At 53.1% G+C, this 17,181-nt stretch carries 15 protein-coding genes; 3 read left to right on the forward strand and 12 right to left on the reverse strand.

Translation table 11 applies throughout. The annotated features are described in order from the left end of the window. Nucleotides 1-380: 380 nt before the first annotated feature. On the forward strand, nucleotides 381-2,498 hold the full coding sequence (locus OES20_17295) for a hypothetical protein (protein ID MDH3636454.1): 2,118 nt from the start codon (nucleotides 381-383) through the stop codon (nucleotides 2,496-2,498). Nucleotides 2,499-2,541: 43 nt separating this feature from the next. Here the strand turns inward: OES20_17295 and OES20_17300 are convergent, their stop codons facing one another. Beyond that, complete coding sequence (locus OES20_17300) at nucleotides 2,542-3,360, reverse strand: methyltransferase domain-containing protein (protein ID MDH3636455.1); 819 nt, start codon at nucleotides 3,358-3,360, stop codon at nucleotides 2,542-2,544. A 93-nt stretch (nucleotides 3,361-3,453) separates the two neighbouring features. Between OES20_17300 and OES20_17305 the strand changes: the two genes are divergently transcribed. Then, a complete protein-coding gene (locus tag OES20_17305) occupies nucleotides 3,454-4,413 on the forward strand; it encodes a radical SAM protein (protein MDH3636456.1) in 960 nt (319 codons plus the stop codon). On the opposite strand, the gene OES20_17310 is transcribed toward OES20_17305, so the two are convergent. The 8 genes from OES20_17310 to OES20_17345 form a co-directional block, all read right to left on the reverse strand. Beyond that, nucleotides 4,366-5,190, reverse strand: a complete 825-nt coding sequence (locus OES20_17310; GenBank protein MDH3636457.1) for a bifunctional DNA primase/polymerase — start codon at nucleotides 5,188-5,190, stop codon at nucleotides 4,366-4,368. The two genes, OES20_17305 and OES20_17310, sit on opposite strands and share 48 nt — an antisense overlap. A gap of 86 nt (nucleotides 5,191-5,276) precedes the next feature. Beyond that, nucleotides 5,277-5,888: a hypothetical protein gene (locus OES20_17315; protein MDH3636458.1), complete on the reverse strand. Its 612-nt coding sequence runs from the start codon at nucleotides 5,886-5,888 to the stop codon at nucleotides 5,277-5,279. Then, the gene (locus OES20_17320; protein ID MDH3636459.1) at nucleotides 5,818-6,387 is read right to left on the reverse strand and encodes a hypothetical protein; all 570 of its coding nucleotides are present in this window, start codon (nucleotides 6,385-6,387) and stop codon (nucleotides 5,818-5,820) included. The genes OES20_17315 and OES20_17320 overlap by 71 nt, the downstream gene beginning before the upstream one ends. Nucleotides 6,388-6,466: 79 nt before the next feature. Next, a complete protein-coding gene (locus OES20_17325) occupies nucleotides 6,467-6,718 on the reverse strand; it encodes a hypothetical protein (protein MDH3636460.1) in 252 nt (83 codons plus the stop codon). Further along, nucleotides 6,719-7,537, reverse strand: a complete 819-nt coding sequence (locus tag OES20_17330; GenBank protein MDH3636461.1) for an alpha/beta hydrolase — start codon at nucleotides 7,535-7,537, stop codon at nucleotides 6,719-6,721. A 31-nt stretch (nucleotides 7,538-7,568) separates the two neighbouring features. After that, entirely contained in the window at nucleotides 7,569-8,774 is a 1,206-nt protein-coding gene (locus OES20_17335) for a methionine adenosyltransferase (protein MDH3636462.1), read from the reverse strand. A 427-nt stretch (nucleotides 8,775-9,201) separates the two neighbouring features. Continuing rightward, a complete protein-coding gene (locus tag OES20_17340; GenBank protein MDH3636463.1) occupies nucleotides 9,202-10,890 on the reverse strand; it encodes a polysaccharide biosynthesis protein in 1,689 nt (562 codons plus the stop codon). Then, entirely contained in the window at nucleotides 10,887-12,419 is a 1,533-nt protein-coding gene (locus OES20_17345; protein ID MDH3636464.1) for an AMP-binding protein, read from the reverse strand. Before OES20_17345 ends, OES20_17340 begins: the two co-directional genes overlap by 4 nt. A gap of 1,167 nt (nucleotides 12,420-13,586) precedes the next feature. On the opposite strand from OES20_17345, the gene OES20_17350 reads away from it, so the two are divergent. Then, nucleotides 13,587-14,003 carry a LysR substrate-binding domain-containing protein gene (locus tag OES20_17350; protein ID MDH3636465.1) on the forward strand — a complete coding sequence of 139 codons (417 nt, stop codon included), beginning with the start codon at nucleotides 13,587-13,589 and terminating at the stop codon, nucleotides 14,001-14,003. Nucleotides 14,004-14,529: 526 nt separating this feature from the next. Here OES20_17350 and OES20_17355 read toward each other — a convergent pair. The 3 genes from OES20_17355 to dctP form a co-directional block, all read right to left on the reverse strand. After that, nucleotides 14,530-15,105 carry a TRAP transporter small permease gene (locus OES20_17355; protein ID MDH3636466.1) on the reverse strand — a complete coding sequence of 192 codons (576 nt, stop codon included), beginning with the start codon at nucleotides 15,103-15,105 and terminating at the stop codon, nucleotides 14,530-14,532. Between the two features lie 18 nt (nucleotides 15,106-15,123). Further along, entirely contained in the window at nucleotides 15,124-16,413 is a 1,290-nt protein-coding gene (locus tag OES20_17360; protein MDH3636467.1) for a TRAP transporter large permease, read from the reverse strand. A 133-nt stretch (nucleotides 16,414-16,546) separates the two neighbouring features. Then, a partial coding sequence (gene dctP, locus OES20_17365) for a TRAP transporter substrate-binding protein DctP (protein ID MDH3636468.1) occupies nucleotides 16,547-17,181 on the reverse strand: 635 nt, incomplete at its 5' end.

Genomic DNA, 17,181 nt, shown 5'->3' on the forward strand with positions numbered 1-17,181 from the left:
TTTACCGTGGGGAAGGCAATAACACCGGATGTTGAGGTTGAAGCGGGATCGGGTGATAGCTGGACTGCCGCCGTAAATCTCAGAGAGGCCGCGCACCGACATATTCTGGCACATTGCGGAGAAGTGGATCTTTCGTATAGAACTTCGAGCGCATAAAACTGCTTTATTTCGATTCTCGCGTATACCTATGCGACCCGGTACGCATGATGCACCTACCCCGAAAGTCATGTTATAGCGATAGGGACGACTTCAGAAATTCAGCGCAAAATCCTGATCCAACGCAATAAATTTTCTGGTAGTTGGAGATATCCTTAACTATGGAGGCTTAAAATGTGAGATATGACAATCCTGAACTAGTTATTGACCGAATTATCGATAAAGTGGGCAAAGATCTGGTGATTGGGACTCCATTGGCTGCGGGCAAGCCCAATCATCTGTTAAACGCATTGTATAACCGGGTGAAGAATAATCCCGACCTGAGCCTAATAATCTTTACCGCTTTAACCCTCGACAAACCGAAAGGAAAAAGCCTGCTCGAAAAACGCTTTTTCGGGCCAATGGCCGAGCGTGTTTTCGGCGACTATCCGGACCTCGATTACGAACAAGACAGGCAGGCGGGTACACTGCCACCCAATGTCGACATTCTCGAATTCTATTTTCCGGCGGGCAGATTCTTGCACGACGACTATGCCCAGCAAAACTATATCTGCAGCAATTACACGCACGTCGCACGTGACATGATGGACGCCGGCGTCAATGTCTTATTGCAAATGGTTTCGAAGGGCACATTCGAGGGCCGGGAATGTTATAGCCTGAGTTCTAACCCGGATGTCACCCTCGATCTCATTCGCCTGATGCAAAAGCGTTACTCGGACGACGGCACCCCGTTCGCGCTCGCAGCTCAAGTCAACCAGAAGCTGCCGTTCATGTTCGGCGATGCCCTGGTAAACCGCGACACCTTCGACTTCGTGCTGGTAAACGCGGATCTCGAGTTCAAAATTTTCGGCCCGCCGAAAATGGCGGTCAGCGACCGTGATTTCCTGATCGGGCTGTACATCAGCACGCTGATACGCGACGGGGGCGAACTTCAGGTCGGCATCGGCGCCATCGGAGACGCGCTGGTGTATACGCTGTTGCTGCGCCACCAGCAAAACGACGTTTACCAGGAACTATTGAAGGACTTCGGCATTATCGAAAAATTTGGCGCCGTCATCGACAAGATCGGCGGCACCGCGCCGTTCTCCGAAGGCCTTTTTGCCGCGTCGGAGATGGTCGTCGATGGTTTCATGGAATTGTTCGAGGCCGGCATCATCAAGCGTAAAGTTTATGACGACCTGGTCATCCAGCGACTCATCAACGAGGGCAAGATCGACGAAACGATAACACCCGAAACGCTCGATTTGATTTTAATGCGCAAGGGAGTACACAAGACGATAACCGAGGCGGATTTCGCCTACCTGCAGAAATTTGGAGTTTTTCGGCGCAACCTGACTTACGCCGATGGCGAAATCATGACCCCGGAAGGTGAAGCGCTTTCGAATGACCTGGATGATCTCGATAACCGGGAACGTATCTACGACTATTGTCTCGGCGATAAATTAGAGAATGCCGACGTCATTCACGGTGGCTTTTTCCTCGGCTGCCAGAAATTTTACGACTGGCTAAGATATTTAAGTGACGAAGACCGCAGGCTGATCAATATGAAAAGTGTGCAAGGTATCAATCAACTCTTTGGGCACGAGGAAATTGACCGCCTGCATCGAAGAGATGCCCGCTTCGTCAACACCTGCATGATGATGACACTGAACGGTTCGGCGGTCAGCGATGGCCTCGAAAATAACCGCGTGATCAGCGGGGTCGGCGGTCAATACAACTTTGTGGCCATGGCGCAAGAGCTCCCCGATGGACGCTCCATTCTCAACTTGCGCAGCACGCGGATAACCGGCAAGGGTGAAACCTCGAGCATTGTCTGGAATTACGGGAATATGACGATACCCCGGCATTTGCGTGACATCGTGGTCACCGAATTCGGCATCGCCGACCTGCGCGGCAAATCCGACCAGGAAATTATTCACCGGCTACTTAATATTACCGACTCACGCTTCCAGCAAAGACTTGTCGATACGGCGAAAAAGAACGGCAAAATCCGCAGCGATTTCACATTAAGCGCAGCATTCAAACAAAACCATGCCGACGAGATTTCAAGCAAACTCGGAAAATACAAGGAGAGAGGCCTGTTTAATGCCTTTCCCTTTGGCACGGATCTTACCGAAGAGGAAATATTCGTTGGCAGGGCGCTTAAAATTCTGAAAAAGAAAAAACAGAATCCGCTGAGAATGATTGCAACCATACTGAAAGCCTTTATGATTCCCGTCGATCAAAAACCGTATCAAAAATACCTCCAAAGAATGCAGCTCGAGAAAGCGAACAATTTCGAGGAGAAGTTGTATCAAAAACTCCTGACTTACGAGTTTTCCCAATTCGGGAAATCACATTAAACACAGAGACTGCAATTGTAGTACGCGTATCAAGGGCATGATTTCAGCTGGTCTTACGATAAATCCGTAATTTGGCTGACCATTCATTGAACCCGCCAACGCCTTCGGGCAAACGTTCATGGATCCCGATCACCAGGGCTCCGTCCGGCTTTAACACGCCCAGCATGCGGTCAAGGATGTTACGCTGCAGGTCTTCGTCGAAATAGGTGAACACCAGATTTCGACATAACACCAGGTCGAATGTTTCTGTTGGATTTATTTGCCGCACATCCTGAGGCATGAACTGGATACCGTCCCTGAATTCTGGTTTCAGGCAATACCGTTTCGCCTCCCGGGTAAATGCCGTATCAATCCAGTCTGCCGGCAGATTTTTTACGCTGCTGTAAGCATAACAGGCATCGGCAACACGCTGCCGCATCACGGGATTGGCGTCCGTGGCGATCAGGCGCAGCGACAGGCCCGGGAATAGCGATTGCACCTGTAAGTGCCAGATCAACGATATCGTAAACGGCTCTTCGCCCGATCCGCTGCCCACACTCCAGACCCTCAGGTAATCCTCACCCTGTCGCAGATCCCACCGCGCCAGATCCGGCAACACCTCCCGGGCGAGAAACAGGTACATCTGCCGGTCACGGTAGAAGCTGGAAATCGTCACCTGGCACAGGTTGTCGAGAACACTCCATTCAGCTTCGTGCTCTGCCAGATAGTCACGATAATCTGAAATTTCGTCGATACTTAATTCTGCCATGCGCCGGGTAATACGCTTGCATACCTGACCACGGACTTTGCGAAAGCCGGGCCAGCGCATCCGCTGTTTTGGCAACGCCCACTGCAGAAACTGTATGCATTCATCATCCCGCATGGCGGCAGGTTCCTGGATATAATGGCGCAGATGTGCTGGAAGAGGTAATTACGATAACCTTATCAGCCTCAACTCGATTAGCATAGAAAATGAATGAACCAGCCTGACTCCCGGCAAATGTTTGAACCCGCTTATCGGGCGCTATTACATGACAACCAGCTGGCGGCACGGGCCGAGCAAGCGTATCAACATATGGCCGACTGCGATTTGTGTGCGCGCTATTGCCATGTCGACCGTTTCAGGACCATCAAGGGCGCTGTCTGCCGTACAGGCACAGCGGCTGTGGTGAACAGTTTCGGCCCCCATCACGGCGAAGAGGGCCCGCTGCGCGGGGCCCGTGGCTCGGGCACGATATTCTTCTCCTGGTGCAACCTGCGCTGTGTATTCTGCCAGAACTGGGAGATCAGCCAAAAAGGCCGGGGGCACGAAGTGACCCCGCAAACATTGGCCGACATGATGCTGCAATTGCAGGCACAGGGTTGCCACAATATCAACCTTGTCACACCCAGCCACGTGGTGGCGCAAATTATCGCCGCGGTTCAAATTGCCGCACCACAGGGATTACATTTGCCGCTGGTTTATAACACGGGCGGTTACGACAGCCCCGAGGCATTGGCATTACTGGACGGGATCATCGATATCTATATGCCGGATATGAAATACGGCAATTCCGGCATCGCACGTCAATACTCGAGAGTTCGGAATTATGTCGAGGTAAACTTTGCCGCTGTTAAAGAAATGCATCGCCAGGTTGGTGATCTGCGGCTGGACGAGAAGGGTATCGCACGACGCGGATTGCTGGTTCGACACCTGGTGCTGCCCAACAATCTTGCCGGCAGTAAAGCGGTCATCGCCTTCCTCGCTGAGGAGATATCAAAAGACACCTATTTAAACCTGATGGATCAATACCGACCTTGTTATCGGTCCGATGAAAACCCGCCCCTCGATCGGCCATTAAGCGAAGGCGAATACCGGCGAACACTTGAACTTGCCAGAGAATATGGATTAGGCCGGCTTGACACCCGGCTCGGTTGGCGGCAATTCCTCAGATGAACCCTGTTGGTGCAGACGGAAAATACTCAGTACCGTATGAACGACTTCGTCGTCATCCAGTGGCGGTGAGCAACGTATCCGATTCCAGCACGATAGCAGTTCGATCACGACATCCGCATCGATGCCATGCCAGAACAGATGTCCCGACAAGGAGGCAAGCGTATTATTCCTCATGCCCTCGTCAACACCTTCCCTGACCAGCTGACGCCAATGCTCCAGGCTATGCCCTGGGTTTTTAGCATCACCACGCAAGAGTCTTAGCAACCATTCTGGCACCTCGGCTGCCACAATCTTGTCCGGCTCATGCCCACTCACCCAGGTGTAGGCATTTCCACTGCTATGAATGGAAGGAGGGGCTACCACACAGCCACCATCACCTCGCAGATCGATACCGGGAACAATGCCGACACGGTTATGTATTATGCCGCCGGGATGTTTAAAGTAGACATGACGGCCTCCGCCACCAGTCTTGGCTTCAACGGAAATCGGTAAAGGACCATGTGCCGTCTCCCACTGCGCAAGACTTTGCTCACCACCATGCCGGGGATCGATATCCAGTACCACCAGGCCAGAGATCGCACCGGTCACAATGCCTACATTTGCCGTTGTCCACCGTTGATACCATTCATTGATTTCATCCTCCGTTGCCCGCCGTTGTTGATACTCAAGCCATTTGATCAACGGGCGCTTGTCACGCGCCCGCATCGGAATTACGGACCAATGATGATGGGCATAGCGCAAGGCTGCTGCGAGCGTATCAGGTGACTGAGTGCGCATGGCAACCTCCTGCTTCAACTATAAAATGCCGCTTAATCATTAATAACAACCATTTTCCATTTATCTTAATTTGTGACCCGGTGAGTTTAATCGAGTTCAACCTCATCTTCGCCAGGCGTAGTGTCTGCGGCATCAAACAACCGCATTGACGGTGGAATGACGAAGCGGCTGCAGGCTGTTTTCAATTCATCGTATAGCTGTCGTGGATCAGTACTATAGCGGCGTGAAAAATGAAACGGCACCAGGCGTGCCACACCGGCCTGCATCGCGATTTCGCCACAGGAAACTGTGGTCAAATGACCATTGCGCAAGGCATGCTCGGCCTGCGCTTCGACAAAGGGCGCTTCACACAATAAGGTATGGGCCCTTTGCGCCAGGTCGATAAGACGCTTGCGATTGTCAGCCGTGTCGGCCAGATCGGTGGCATATACCAGCTTTTTACCGGGGCTGAGGAGCAGTAACTCTGCGGCCAGAGCCGCGACCGTCGCGTCACTGCCATCTGGAAGACGAATACCTGCAGTTTCGTTACCGCGCAGCAATTGCTGCTTGAGCTCTCCCAACCAGGGGCCTGGCTTCAATCCTTGTGCCACGAGCCGATCCTTGCGTACATTGATTTGCTTGTCGGGTTCAAAGGCATACGCCACCACCTCTATGCCTTGATGATCCAGTAAAAACCGCGCGTATCCGAAACCCCGCATCCTCGCGAATGACACCCTGATGTACCGCAAGCTCCTGGTGTAATCGCGGTTCGGCCCGGGTGGCCTCCACCAGACCTTCGAGCAGTTCGCGGCCTGCAACGCCCCGCGCGACACCCGGTCCATCCACCAGAATCACCCCATCGCGGAATTGTTCTGTCAAGCGGCGTAGCGTTGATACCAGTGGCAATCGAAAACGACCTGCATCCAGAGTACAGAGGGCAAAATACTCAACCGTCAGCCAGCCATCGTGCTGCCAATGGCCCAGAGTTACAGCGCCTGGTACGCCCATCAGCGGCGATCCTGGATCGGCGCTGATACACCAGCAGCCGCGGCGCAGTTGTGCAAATTGTTCCGCCAACCGGGTCACCAGCGTAGACTTGCCTGTTCCGGGTGCACCAAACAGCAATGCGCGCCGGTCCTGCGAAAATACCGATGCGATGATGTCAGCCGGATCTGCTGTCAACCGGGGAAAATCATCTTCAGGGGTTGGTATGATCATGATGCATCAGGAATTTGATAGACCTCTTATCTCACTACCGATAATCGACGTATGTTTCTTCGCTGTTACGAACCATTACTCAGGTCGAAGAAAGACGGGAATTGTCTCTGGTACCGCTGTTAAACAGGGTCATCTCCCATGTATCCTCGCGGGTCGAGTGGCGCAGGATGTAGATGCCGTTGTCATCTCCTAAAAGTTTGAAGTAACGATGCGCAGGATCGAGCCAGCGATCCAGTACATCCATGACTTCGACACAGCGATTACCGAGGTAAAAGCGCCTCGGGGTTTCCTCGCCACGATATCCGGCGTAACACTCAACCTTCATACCCAGTCACTCTTCACCGGCTGCCGTTCGTCGTAACAGGAATTCGGCAATAGCTTCCATGCGCCGATCACTGACTAGCGGGTTCCTGTCCATAAAAGGATGAGCCATTTCCGGGTCTTTCAATACCACTGCACCTCGCTCCTGTGCCGTTTGGATCAGTTCCCTGGACATGTCCGGGGTGACAACAGAATCCTGTCCTCCGGCAACAAAAAGGAAATTGGGGGCTTGTTGCGGCAAGTTGCTGACCGGATCATAGGCTTCCGGACAGCCGTAGCCCGATAGTCTGCTGGGCGTCGAATCGATTACGATCAAATCCGCCCGCCTTTCCTCGAGTGCGTTTAACAGCACAATACCACCAAAAGACATGGCGTAAAAAAGACCGGTTGAATAGGGTCGGGAATTGAGTAGATCGATGATCCCACCGTAGTCGTTGACCATGGCTTTTAGCCGGCGCTTACCCTCCGATCTGCCGTAGCCGCGATAATCGAAGATATAGACGTCGAAGCCAGCACTTGCGAAGCGCGTAAAGCTTCGCAGAATCTGATCCGCGAGCATGGCGTTTCCCTGCGTTACCAGCAGATAACCCTCGGCATGATCCACATCGCGCCCGGATGCAACGGCTTTCAGTTTATATCCTCGCAGCGTGCGGCCATCCACGGTCTTAAAAGAGATATCTTCTACATTTGAGAGATCGCCAATACGTCCTGAATCGGGTCTGCCCGCCATACTGCTCCACAACCAGAAAACAAGGGGCTCCTTGATTCCACAGACAGACTTTTCCAGCTCCCGGTGCATCGATTCCCCCGCATTGATGAGGCCAGGCAACAACAGCACCAAGAAATGCAGGCATCGAAGCCTAATAAACTTTAGCGGTACCATCCACGAGCTCTTGCCGTATGACAATCATCTGGTTTAACTGATCGTCGAAGATTTTCCTGACGGGCGCCTGCATGGTTGTGAGGCTTACACCGTGCTTTAAACGTACCTGCAGATCCGCCACCTGGGGTTCCATAATCGGTCCACCGATACTACTAACCAGGTAACAATAGGCTTCTTCGACCTCCGCCAGCTCCTCGATAATGGCATCGGTAATCCGTTGGGCAACGACGTTGTAGAGCTTACCGACATGTGTCACCGGATTTTTCCCCGCAGCCGCTTCCATGTTCATCGGCCGATAAGGAGTGATCAGACCATTGGCCCGATTACCACGGCCCACTTCACCATCATCACCAGCCTCCGCTGAAGTGCCGGTTACCGTGAGATAGAGGCTGCCGCTTGATATATCATCCGCGGTATTCACTGCAATCGTTACATTATTTGACGTAATCCGGCTCGCAGATTCCTGCGCAAGCGAGGCGACTACCGCCTTGCAAGCCATGTATTCATCCACATCCGCAACGAAACGATCGATGATGGCGCAGGCTATGGTAAGCCTGATGGTGTCCCGATCCCGAACACCCATCACCTTGATGTCCTCTCCGATTGCGGGGTGCGCTGCCTTGACCGTTTCCGAATTCAGGTGTTTTTCAACTTCGAGAACAATACGCTCCAGGTCGTCCAGGGGGGCGTACCCCACGCCGCACGAAGTATCATTGGCCAGCGCTACCCCGGATTCCTGCTGGCGCAAGTACAGATCTACCAGCTCCACCGAACCGGGTCGGATCAATGAGTGAATCTTGACATGCCTGTCGTAATCCAGAGCATGGAAGCCGGGCTTCAGCCAGTTCTGGCAGCTTGCCTCTACCAATTCATCAACAGGCACTCGCTTGCCCTTGTATTCACAGGTCGCACGACCCGCAAGGAATATCTCCATCGGCTGTGTTACCTGCCCTCCCCCGAAAACCGCTCGTGACGTCCCACCCCGTAACAACACCTTGTCCACGTTGTGATGCAGAATGAAGTCAAAATTATTGAGGTAAAACCGGCATAGCGTTCGACTCAGCTCTTCAGCCAGCGCATCGCAAACCGTATCCGGGTGCCCTTGCCCCTTGCGCTCAACGATTTCCACCGGCTGACAGGCGGGGGATGGAGCTGATAGTGTCGTAATGTAAATTTCTGACATTAATCAATTTCGCTTGCGCATTACGCCAATTCGATGATCCTACCTAACAATAAACATACCCTCTATTGAGCATATGCATCGGCTGTTACAGGGTTTCCAGCATATTTTTATCCGCATAAGCAAAAGTTTAAGCAACGGCGTTGAGGGTCGGTTGATTTGTATCAGTAAAGGCAATTACTTACTAAAAAAATTTGGTGACAGTAAACTTGCCTCATCGGGGTGATGAATCAAGTTCAATGTCACTCAAATTTTCTAGAGCCTGGCAGGTTTGTAAAAATTAGCCTTTAATCATTCCCGGAGATTTTGTTTTCATCTAACCTCCGCTGCGAAATCCACTCAGCCGCTTTCGTCGCAGCAGCATGCGCGGGTGAAAAGACCTCTGCTAACCGGGAACCTACAACCGCTGTCACGGGAACAGGCAATCGAGTCAGCCTTTCTCGCGCCGGCCACCCTCTTCCCGATCGAGTATCCAGGCTACGATTTCGCCGATGTCGAGAATATCCTTTTGCGAGTCCCATTCCCGGCTGGGTGTCAGCAGCCGATCACTTGACGAAGAGCTCTCGGCGACGAGATCTGACTCGGCGCTTGCGCGTATGGCCCGGATCCGGGCCTGCCAAACCCTCATATTCTTCGGGGTCAAGTCGACCCAGCCATAATAACTGTCGGACGACTTGATAATCGGGCCTCGCAACAGGCTGACCCCGTCCGCCATCAGAATTGGAATGCCGATCGAGAGAATACGCCGGCGCAGGGCTTCATTGTCACGTACCATGTTTTCGAGGATGCTGGCCATTGCCGCCGGTGTTTCTGCCAGAATGGCGTCACTGTGTTGCAGGGTCAGCTTGAGCAGATGCGCTTCATAAAGCAGCTTGGAAAGCCGTGGCGGGCCTAGAATTTCGAAGGCGACGGCCTCGCCATGTTCCGCTTCCAGGCGGGCCAGGCGGTTAAGGGCCGCCTGACGCAGATGACCGCCGCGAAAGCTTGGCCCCGTCGCAGATGCATCGAGAGCGGCGATAACGTCACGCCCGGTGTTACCGCCGACAAGTTCGCGTACCGCGTTTTCCGCCACTTCCTCCGGCGTCACGATCTGCATCAGGCCCGGGGCGGTGATCGCCGCGAACTCGGCGGCAGTGAAAAGGCCGTTTTCGCCGGTATCGATATAAACTCCCTGAAGTTTTTCGCCGCAATCCGACCCGAATTCACCCTCGGGCGCCAGGCTGGCTTCGTCCGTTACCGATACTGCCGACTCGGGCGGGCAATCATAGAGATCGATGTCCCGGCCGCGCCTGCGGATCGGGCCGTAATCGATTGCCCGCCAACCGATCAAGGCCGCGGGTTTTATTTCCTTGACAACAGTTGGTCCGTCCGGGGTTCTTGCCAGCAAAAAAGTCAACAGGCTTTGCGCGCCCGCCATTGCCGACTTGGTCAGCAAAAGTCGCGACGGCTTTTCCTCGCCATGAGTAAAGGGGATGTTGAATCCCAGGCCGCCGGTGCCCGAAGTGCCAACCTTGACGTATCCCTCGGTCCCGTTCCTGCGCATCGCCTCGTAGAGCAGTTGTACGTGCCGCACGAGCTGGGGGACGTATAGCGACGCAATCAGGCCCTCGGCCTGCGTGCGCCATCCCGCATCGCTGGGGGAAGCGGCCAGCTCTGCGAGACGGGAAGCCGCATCGTAGATGTTCTGGTAGCTGACCGCGGTTGCCGTATTCATACAGTCGATTACCGCGTCCGCGCCGATCCCGTCCAGCCCCGGGGCGGTGCCGGAAATGAGCTGGGTTAGAAAAGAAGAGGTACGGATATCATCGTTTAGCGGATCCAGAGTGTCGCGAATCAGGCGCCGGCGCCTGTCCGGGTCGGCAAGTACCACCGCGCGCGCGTTATCCCCGGCATCTCGCCATTCGGTGCGCAGGAAAACGTCACCCCAGATCGGGATAATCCTGGTGTCACTATCCGCGAAGTCCGCCGCCAATCGTTCGGCAGCGCCGTGTGCTTTGGCTTCCCGCCGGGCGGCGACCACCAGGCTTGCTGGATGATGCCGCATTAAACGACGGCAAACCGCGACGCCGACCATGCCGGCGCCGCCCAGTACAAGAACCTTGCGACCTTCGATATTCATGCCGTTTTCTCCGTCGAGGGTGCCCTGGAATAGATACGGCGCAGCTCGTGTTTCAGCACCTTGTTGACCGCGCTTTTCGGCAGTTCGTCGAGAAATACATAACGGCGAGGAATCTTGTAACCACCGATGTGGTCGCGGCAATGCTCGATCAATTCCTCGGCCGTCGGCGACTCGCCGGCGGTCGGTACGATAGCAGCCAGCAACGCTTCACCGTAAGCGTCGTCCGGAATGCCGACAACGGCACATTCCTGGACCTTCGGATTCTGGTAGAGCACCGATTCGACCTCCAGCGAATAAACCAGCTCGCCGCCGGTGATAATCAGGTCCTTCTTGCGATCGAGCAAGTAAAGGTAACCTTGCTCGTCCATGTGCCCGATATCGCCGGTATAAAACCAATCGTCGCGGAACGCCTCAGCCGTCGCCTCCGGCCGCTTCAAATAGCCTTTGGCGACATTCGGCGCGCGCACGATAATTTCACCCGGCGCATCCGGCGGTAATTCGCAGTCGTTGTCATCGACAATCTTCATATCCACGGCAGGAAGCTGACGGCCAACGCTTTGCAGAAGCCGGTGGTCACCGCTCTCGAACGCCTGCCGATGATCGGCCATCCCCAGCATGGTCAACAGCGGCGCAGCCTCGGTCAAACCATAAGCCTGGATAAATTCCACGCCAGGGAAGCTCTGCAGTGCGCGAAGAATCCATTCCACTGCCATCGGCGAAGAGCCGTAAATCACCTGCCGCAAGCTGCTGAGGTCATAACGATCGAAATCCGGCTGCTGCAACATCATGATAATCATCGTCGGCGTCAGCACACAGCAGGTCACGCGATATTCCTGGATGGCTTGCAGGGCTGTCTGTCCGGAAAAATCCGGCAGGTATAAATGAGCCGCGCCGACCATTACCCACGGGGTGGCCAGCAAATCAGCCGAATGGAACATGGGTGCCACATGCAGAAATAAATCATCGCTACGTGGCCGCGCCACGAAACCGATTTGCAGCGCATTGAGCAAGATATTGGCGTGGGTAAGGCGTACTCCCTTGGCCCGACCTGTTGTGCCGCCGGTATAAACCAGCAAGGCATCATCCGTTTCAGCCGACTCGTGCATTGCTGCGGCCTTCGCCTGATCGAGCTGCTGTTCGTACTGCATCGGCTCGATCAACAACATCCGATCCGCCCATGGCGTCATTTCTGCATTTGCCATCAGCGTTGCGAATGGCTCTTCAACGGCAACCAGTCGGCACTCGGCATTATCCAGGATATAGGCAATCTCAGGCGGCGCCAGACGGTAGTTAATCGGCACCGGCACCAGCCCCGTCCAATAACCGCCCCGCATCAATTCGGCCTGGCGAAATGTGTTATGGCTGATAATAGCGAAACGATCGCCCGCTCTCAGACCGGATTCACTGAGCACCGTTGCGCAACGCCTTGCGCGATCGACGAATTCTGTCCAACAGAAACATCCTTCCGGGTCCACGACAGCCACACGGTCACCAAAAAGCCGTGCACTGCGTTCTAAATTGGATGCCAAGGTAAGCATATTTCGGTCAACTTGGTTAACGGGTTACTGTTGACAGTATAAGCATGCGAAATTAACGCTATATGATTTGGCTCAACTCCATTCGCTGCGAAACCGAGGGCCGTTTATTATTGGGATCACGGACATTGCAGAAATATAGATCCCGGAGTCTAGCCTTGTCTATTTTTCCAGGCCTGATCGGCACTATTCAAAGTCTGTTAGGGACTGAAATGGTGCCAGGGGCGGAATCGGACTGGTCCGCATTCGGCGGTCCGCGTTCGGGGGTCCGCGTTCGGCATCGACACGAGAATTTTCAATTGTAATTTAAAATTCTTTACTTAATAAAATCAGATACTTACGCGCTTCCCGTTTCCATTTGTGCCAGTAAGTGACAGTTTTTGGCAGTCAATAGGGCACAAAATTGGCACACCCACTTAGTTCTGCATATCGCCGACAAGCCGATATCTGGAAAGTCCGATCTAATAACTGGAAAGTGCCCTTATGAGTTATTCAGGAAAAGGGGGAGACAGCGGGCTCGACACCCGTGTGTACTGCTGTCCAATACCACTGGATTTAGGTAAAGAGTCGTTTATTCTTCTTACGCCTTTAAGGTATATCTTAAGACTCAGGATTTTTTAGACGTTTGTACACTAACTGTACTTAGTACACGCTCAATATCTTTACTTTTACATTTAGGGCACTTTTCTTCGTGTTTGTCATGCTCTTGGAAAGATTCGACAATGTCAAATTCATGACCGCAACTGTTACATTTGAAATCGTAGATTGGCATAGTATCTAGAAATTGTTATCCATTATTACTTTATATATTGCTTATTATTTTTTTAGTTGATTTGCATCAATAAGACATCTAAACACTCAATCACTACGCCTTTCCACCAACCAATCCAGTTGATTTTGAGCCGTCAGGTTACCGATATATTGCCGCTACTTTTGCAGATTCGATGACCGGTTAGTGCCATTTTACGCCCTTGAAGTTATGATATTCAAGGTTTGCTCTTAGGATACGCCTAGTCAATAAAACGTGGTCTGTCCCCTATTCTCTCAGGTGTTAGCCTGTTCAATCGCACCACGCGGCGGGTTAACCTGACCATCGATGGCGAGGATTTCCTGCCCATCGCCGAGCGTCTGGTAGCCGATTTCGAACGCGCCATTTCCGATCTGAAGACCTCGGCCGAGCGCCGTGGCGGGAAGGTGAGCATTGCGGTCTTGCCGTCACTCACCATTAACCTGTTGCCTGGGATACTCGCCCGATTCAAGGACGCCAATCCGGGGGTACGGGTAATACTGCGGGATGACAACGCAAGGGGAGTCCAGCGCCAGGTGCTTAACAACGAGTCCGATTTCGGCATCAGTAATCGCTGGGAGGAAGACTCCGAACTCAAGTTTTTCCCCTTGACTCTCGATCCCGTTGGGCTGGTCTACCCACCGGATCATCCTCTCGGCAAAAACACGCGATCGAGGGGTGCCTCGAGTCCGTTAGTTCACGGAATACGAGGCCCTGACCATGGCCGCTCTCAGCGGAATACTGGAAGCGAGGCTGGCAATCACGGTCCTGCCGTTGCTCGCGATGCCTAGCCATATGCATCCGGCCCTGGTCTTTCGCAGGCAGACCAATCCGAAAGTCGAACGAGAGCTTTGCATCATCACCCGGCGAGATTTCCCATTGTCCGAATCCGCGCAATAGGTACGCGAAATGCTGCTCTCCGAGACGCCGCGCTCTGTTGATCGCTTATGAATCCGGAATGCTCGGGTACATCCGAGGTAAGTTGGGCTACTATCGGTTTGCTGATAACCAATTGAAAAACAAAGAAAATGGCGCCAGGGGCGGAATCGAACTACTTAGATTAGCTGCTGATTTCGTTAGATTAATTAAACTATTACAACAAATAGTTACAACCTTTTTACCATCAAAAATTGATAGTTTTTGACTTCTACCACTGCAATGTACCGAAGGTGGGTCAGTGTCCAAAGGCACGCGAGAAAATTTCCATTTGTCATATCACACAACCAGGTAACGGGCATATGAAAAATTCACCCTCTCCCGAGTATTAATTATCCATCCAGGTGAACCGCAAATCGAGCGCAGTTAGCTTTTATACGGCTACTCACCACCCCCATCCATGATGTCTATGTCATCCGAGACCACAAATCTACCCTGTTTGAAGTGCACGGTATCTTCTATGATGGCGACCAGGGCACCCAGGCTAACCAGTGTCCCCGCGATCGGAAGGATCATCACCGCGTATTTTTTCGGCATATAGTTAGGTTTGAATACCAGGCTACCGTTCTCCCACGCGAAGTGCCACATTTCCCAGTATTTGCCACCCATCTTCGACACCACTTCCAGACCGTAGACGGTAATCACAATTCCAAGCGCGCAAGTGATACCGGTCCACAACTGCTGGATGGCAAAAGCAGCGGGCGTCGGTAAACGTGTGTAAATGAGATTGAGGGCAATCTGTTCCTTTTCCCGTACCGTAAGTGCCAGCGCGATAAACACGAACCAGATATTGCTCAACACAGTCAGCAGGTCGCCCCACACTGGAGGATTCAGGAATACATAGCGCATGATGACGGTGTACACGGTGAAAGCCACCATCATGAACAACATGAGCATGCAAAAGACCGTCAGAATTTTACGTATCCACAGATCGAGCGCTACCAGGAATTTAACCATTGCTGTTTCCTCCCTTATCTAGCTGGTGAAGCCCATGATGCCCGGCAGCCACATAGTAAAATCGGGGATGACGACCAGCAGGAACAGCAAGAAAAATAATGCGACCAGATAGGGCAGCATCGCTAGTGCGACTTTTTCGAGCCTTGCCTTCGCGATTGCCGCCGCGGTGAAATAGGCGACACCGAGCGGTGGGGTTACAGATCCGATGAGGAATCCGACGACGCAAACCAGCGCGGCCTGCACGTCCGGGTAACCCGCCTTGACCATGACATCTATGATCACCGGCCCGACAATAATAATGTTCGCAGCGGAATCCATGACCATGCCCAGCAGATAGATAAAGATGACCAGTACCAGTGCAAAAAGAAATGGATTGTGGGCGTAGCTCAACAACCATTCTTCGAGCTCAGCGATCGCACCCAACGATGTCAGCAACCAGCTGAATGGCCCCGAGGCCGCAATGATGATAAACACCAGGGCACTGTTGCGAAAGGCGCGAACGAAGGCACCTTTGCAATTATCCCAGGTAATTGTACGGTAGACGAACAGACCGACCAGCAATGCGATGGTTGCTGTCAACGCACCTGCCTCGACCACCCCGGCTATACCACCGACGACCGCGCCGACCAACACTATCGGAATCAATAGCGCAAACGAGGCCTGCTTTCCCGCCGTGTAAACTGCCCCCCAGCTAAAGGGTTCCTGGCTGCGCTCGTAGTTGTTCTTAACGGCGAGAAAATAGTTAATCACCATAAGCAATCCGCCGATCATGATCCCCGGAATAATTCCCCCGGCGAACAGCGCCCCGACCGATATACCGCCGGCATTGGCAAGCACGATCATCATGATACTGGGCGGAATAATACCGCCGATAGTGGAGCTGACCGCGGTAATGCCAGCCGCAAATGCTGCTGGATAGCCCGCTTTCTTCATCGCCGGCATCAGTAGCGAACCGACGGTCGCGGTATCGGCGACCACGGATCCGTTCATACCCGCGAAAAACATGCTAACCAGGACATTGGCCTGCGCCATGCTTCCGCGCATACGTCCAATGAGGCGCTGGCTCAATGTGACCAGGCGATCGGTAATCGTCGCGCTGGTCATTAGTTCACCAGTCAGCATAAAAAAAGGAATGGCCGTCAACGGTACCGCGTCAATTGCGCTGAACATCTGACTTGGGATCAGGATCAGCGGGGCCGCGTCGGTGATCAGAATATAGACAACAGGAATCAGGATCAGGGTAAATCCAACCGGCGCTCCCATTAAGATAAGCACCACGAGAACAACTAGAAGTAAGATGCTTTCCATGGTCAGTTAATTCGAGGTTACCTGGGTTCCAGACACAAAGCCGGGAAGCTTTATTTGCTATCGATCATACAGAAAAACAAATGGCGCGGTGATCACCGCGCCATCTGCTAGTGCATTTGAAAGCCAACTGCCATTACAAGGCGCCTGCTTCCTTCAGTGTGGCAATAAAATCTGTCAAGCCTTGTTCCTGCAACACCCGCTCTGCAGTTGCAGGATCGAAGGTACCCTTGGCATTTAACCATGCGTCGACGGCACCGGCTCTCCAGAGTTTCATTTCCTCGTCCGTCGGGACGTACCACTCTTTGATCTCGGCTTTGATCGCTTCCTCACCAGATTTTACCCAGGCACGATCAAGCTTCTGAACATGTTTACCAAAGGCTTCTGCTGCGGTGTGTAGCCATTCTCTTTCCTGATCGCTGAGCTTGTCATACTGCCGCTTGTCCATGGACAACTGGTTGCCAGACCAGGATCCACCGATTTCAGTGAAGTACTTAGCCACTTCCTGCAGCTTGGCCACATGTTGCCAGGGTGTAGCAACATACTGACCGGAGACAACACCGGTTTGCAATCCTTGATAGAGTTGCGCCCAGTCATAAGGCACGGGAACAGCACCCCAGTTTTTAACCAGCGTGTATTCGATTGGGCTTTTGGTAACACGCCATTTGATGCCTTTCATGTCAGCAGGGACATGAACCGGGCCGTGCGCGTTTCCGAGCTGACGAAAGCCACCACTGGAGTATACGGTCAGGCAAACGTGGCCCGCTTCCT

It is taken from the genome of Gammaproteobacteria bacterium (genome assembly GCA_029862005.1).
Classification (GTDB): domain Bacteria; phylum Pseudomonadota; class Gammaproteobacteria.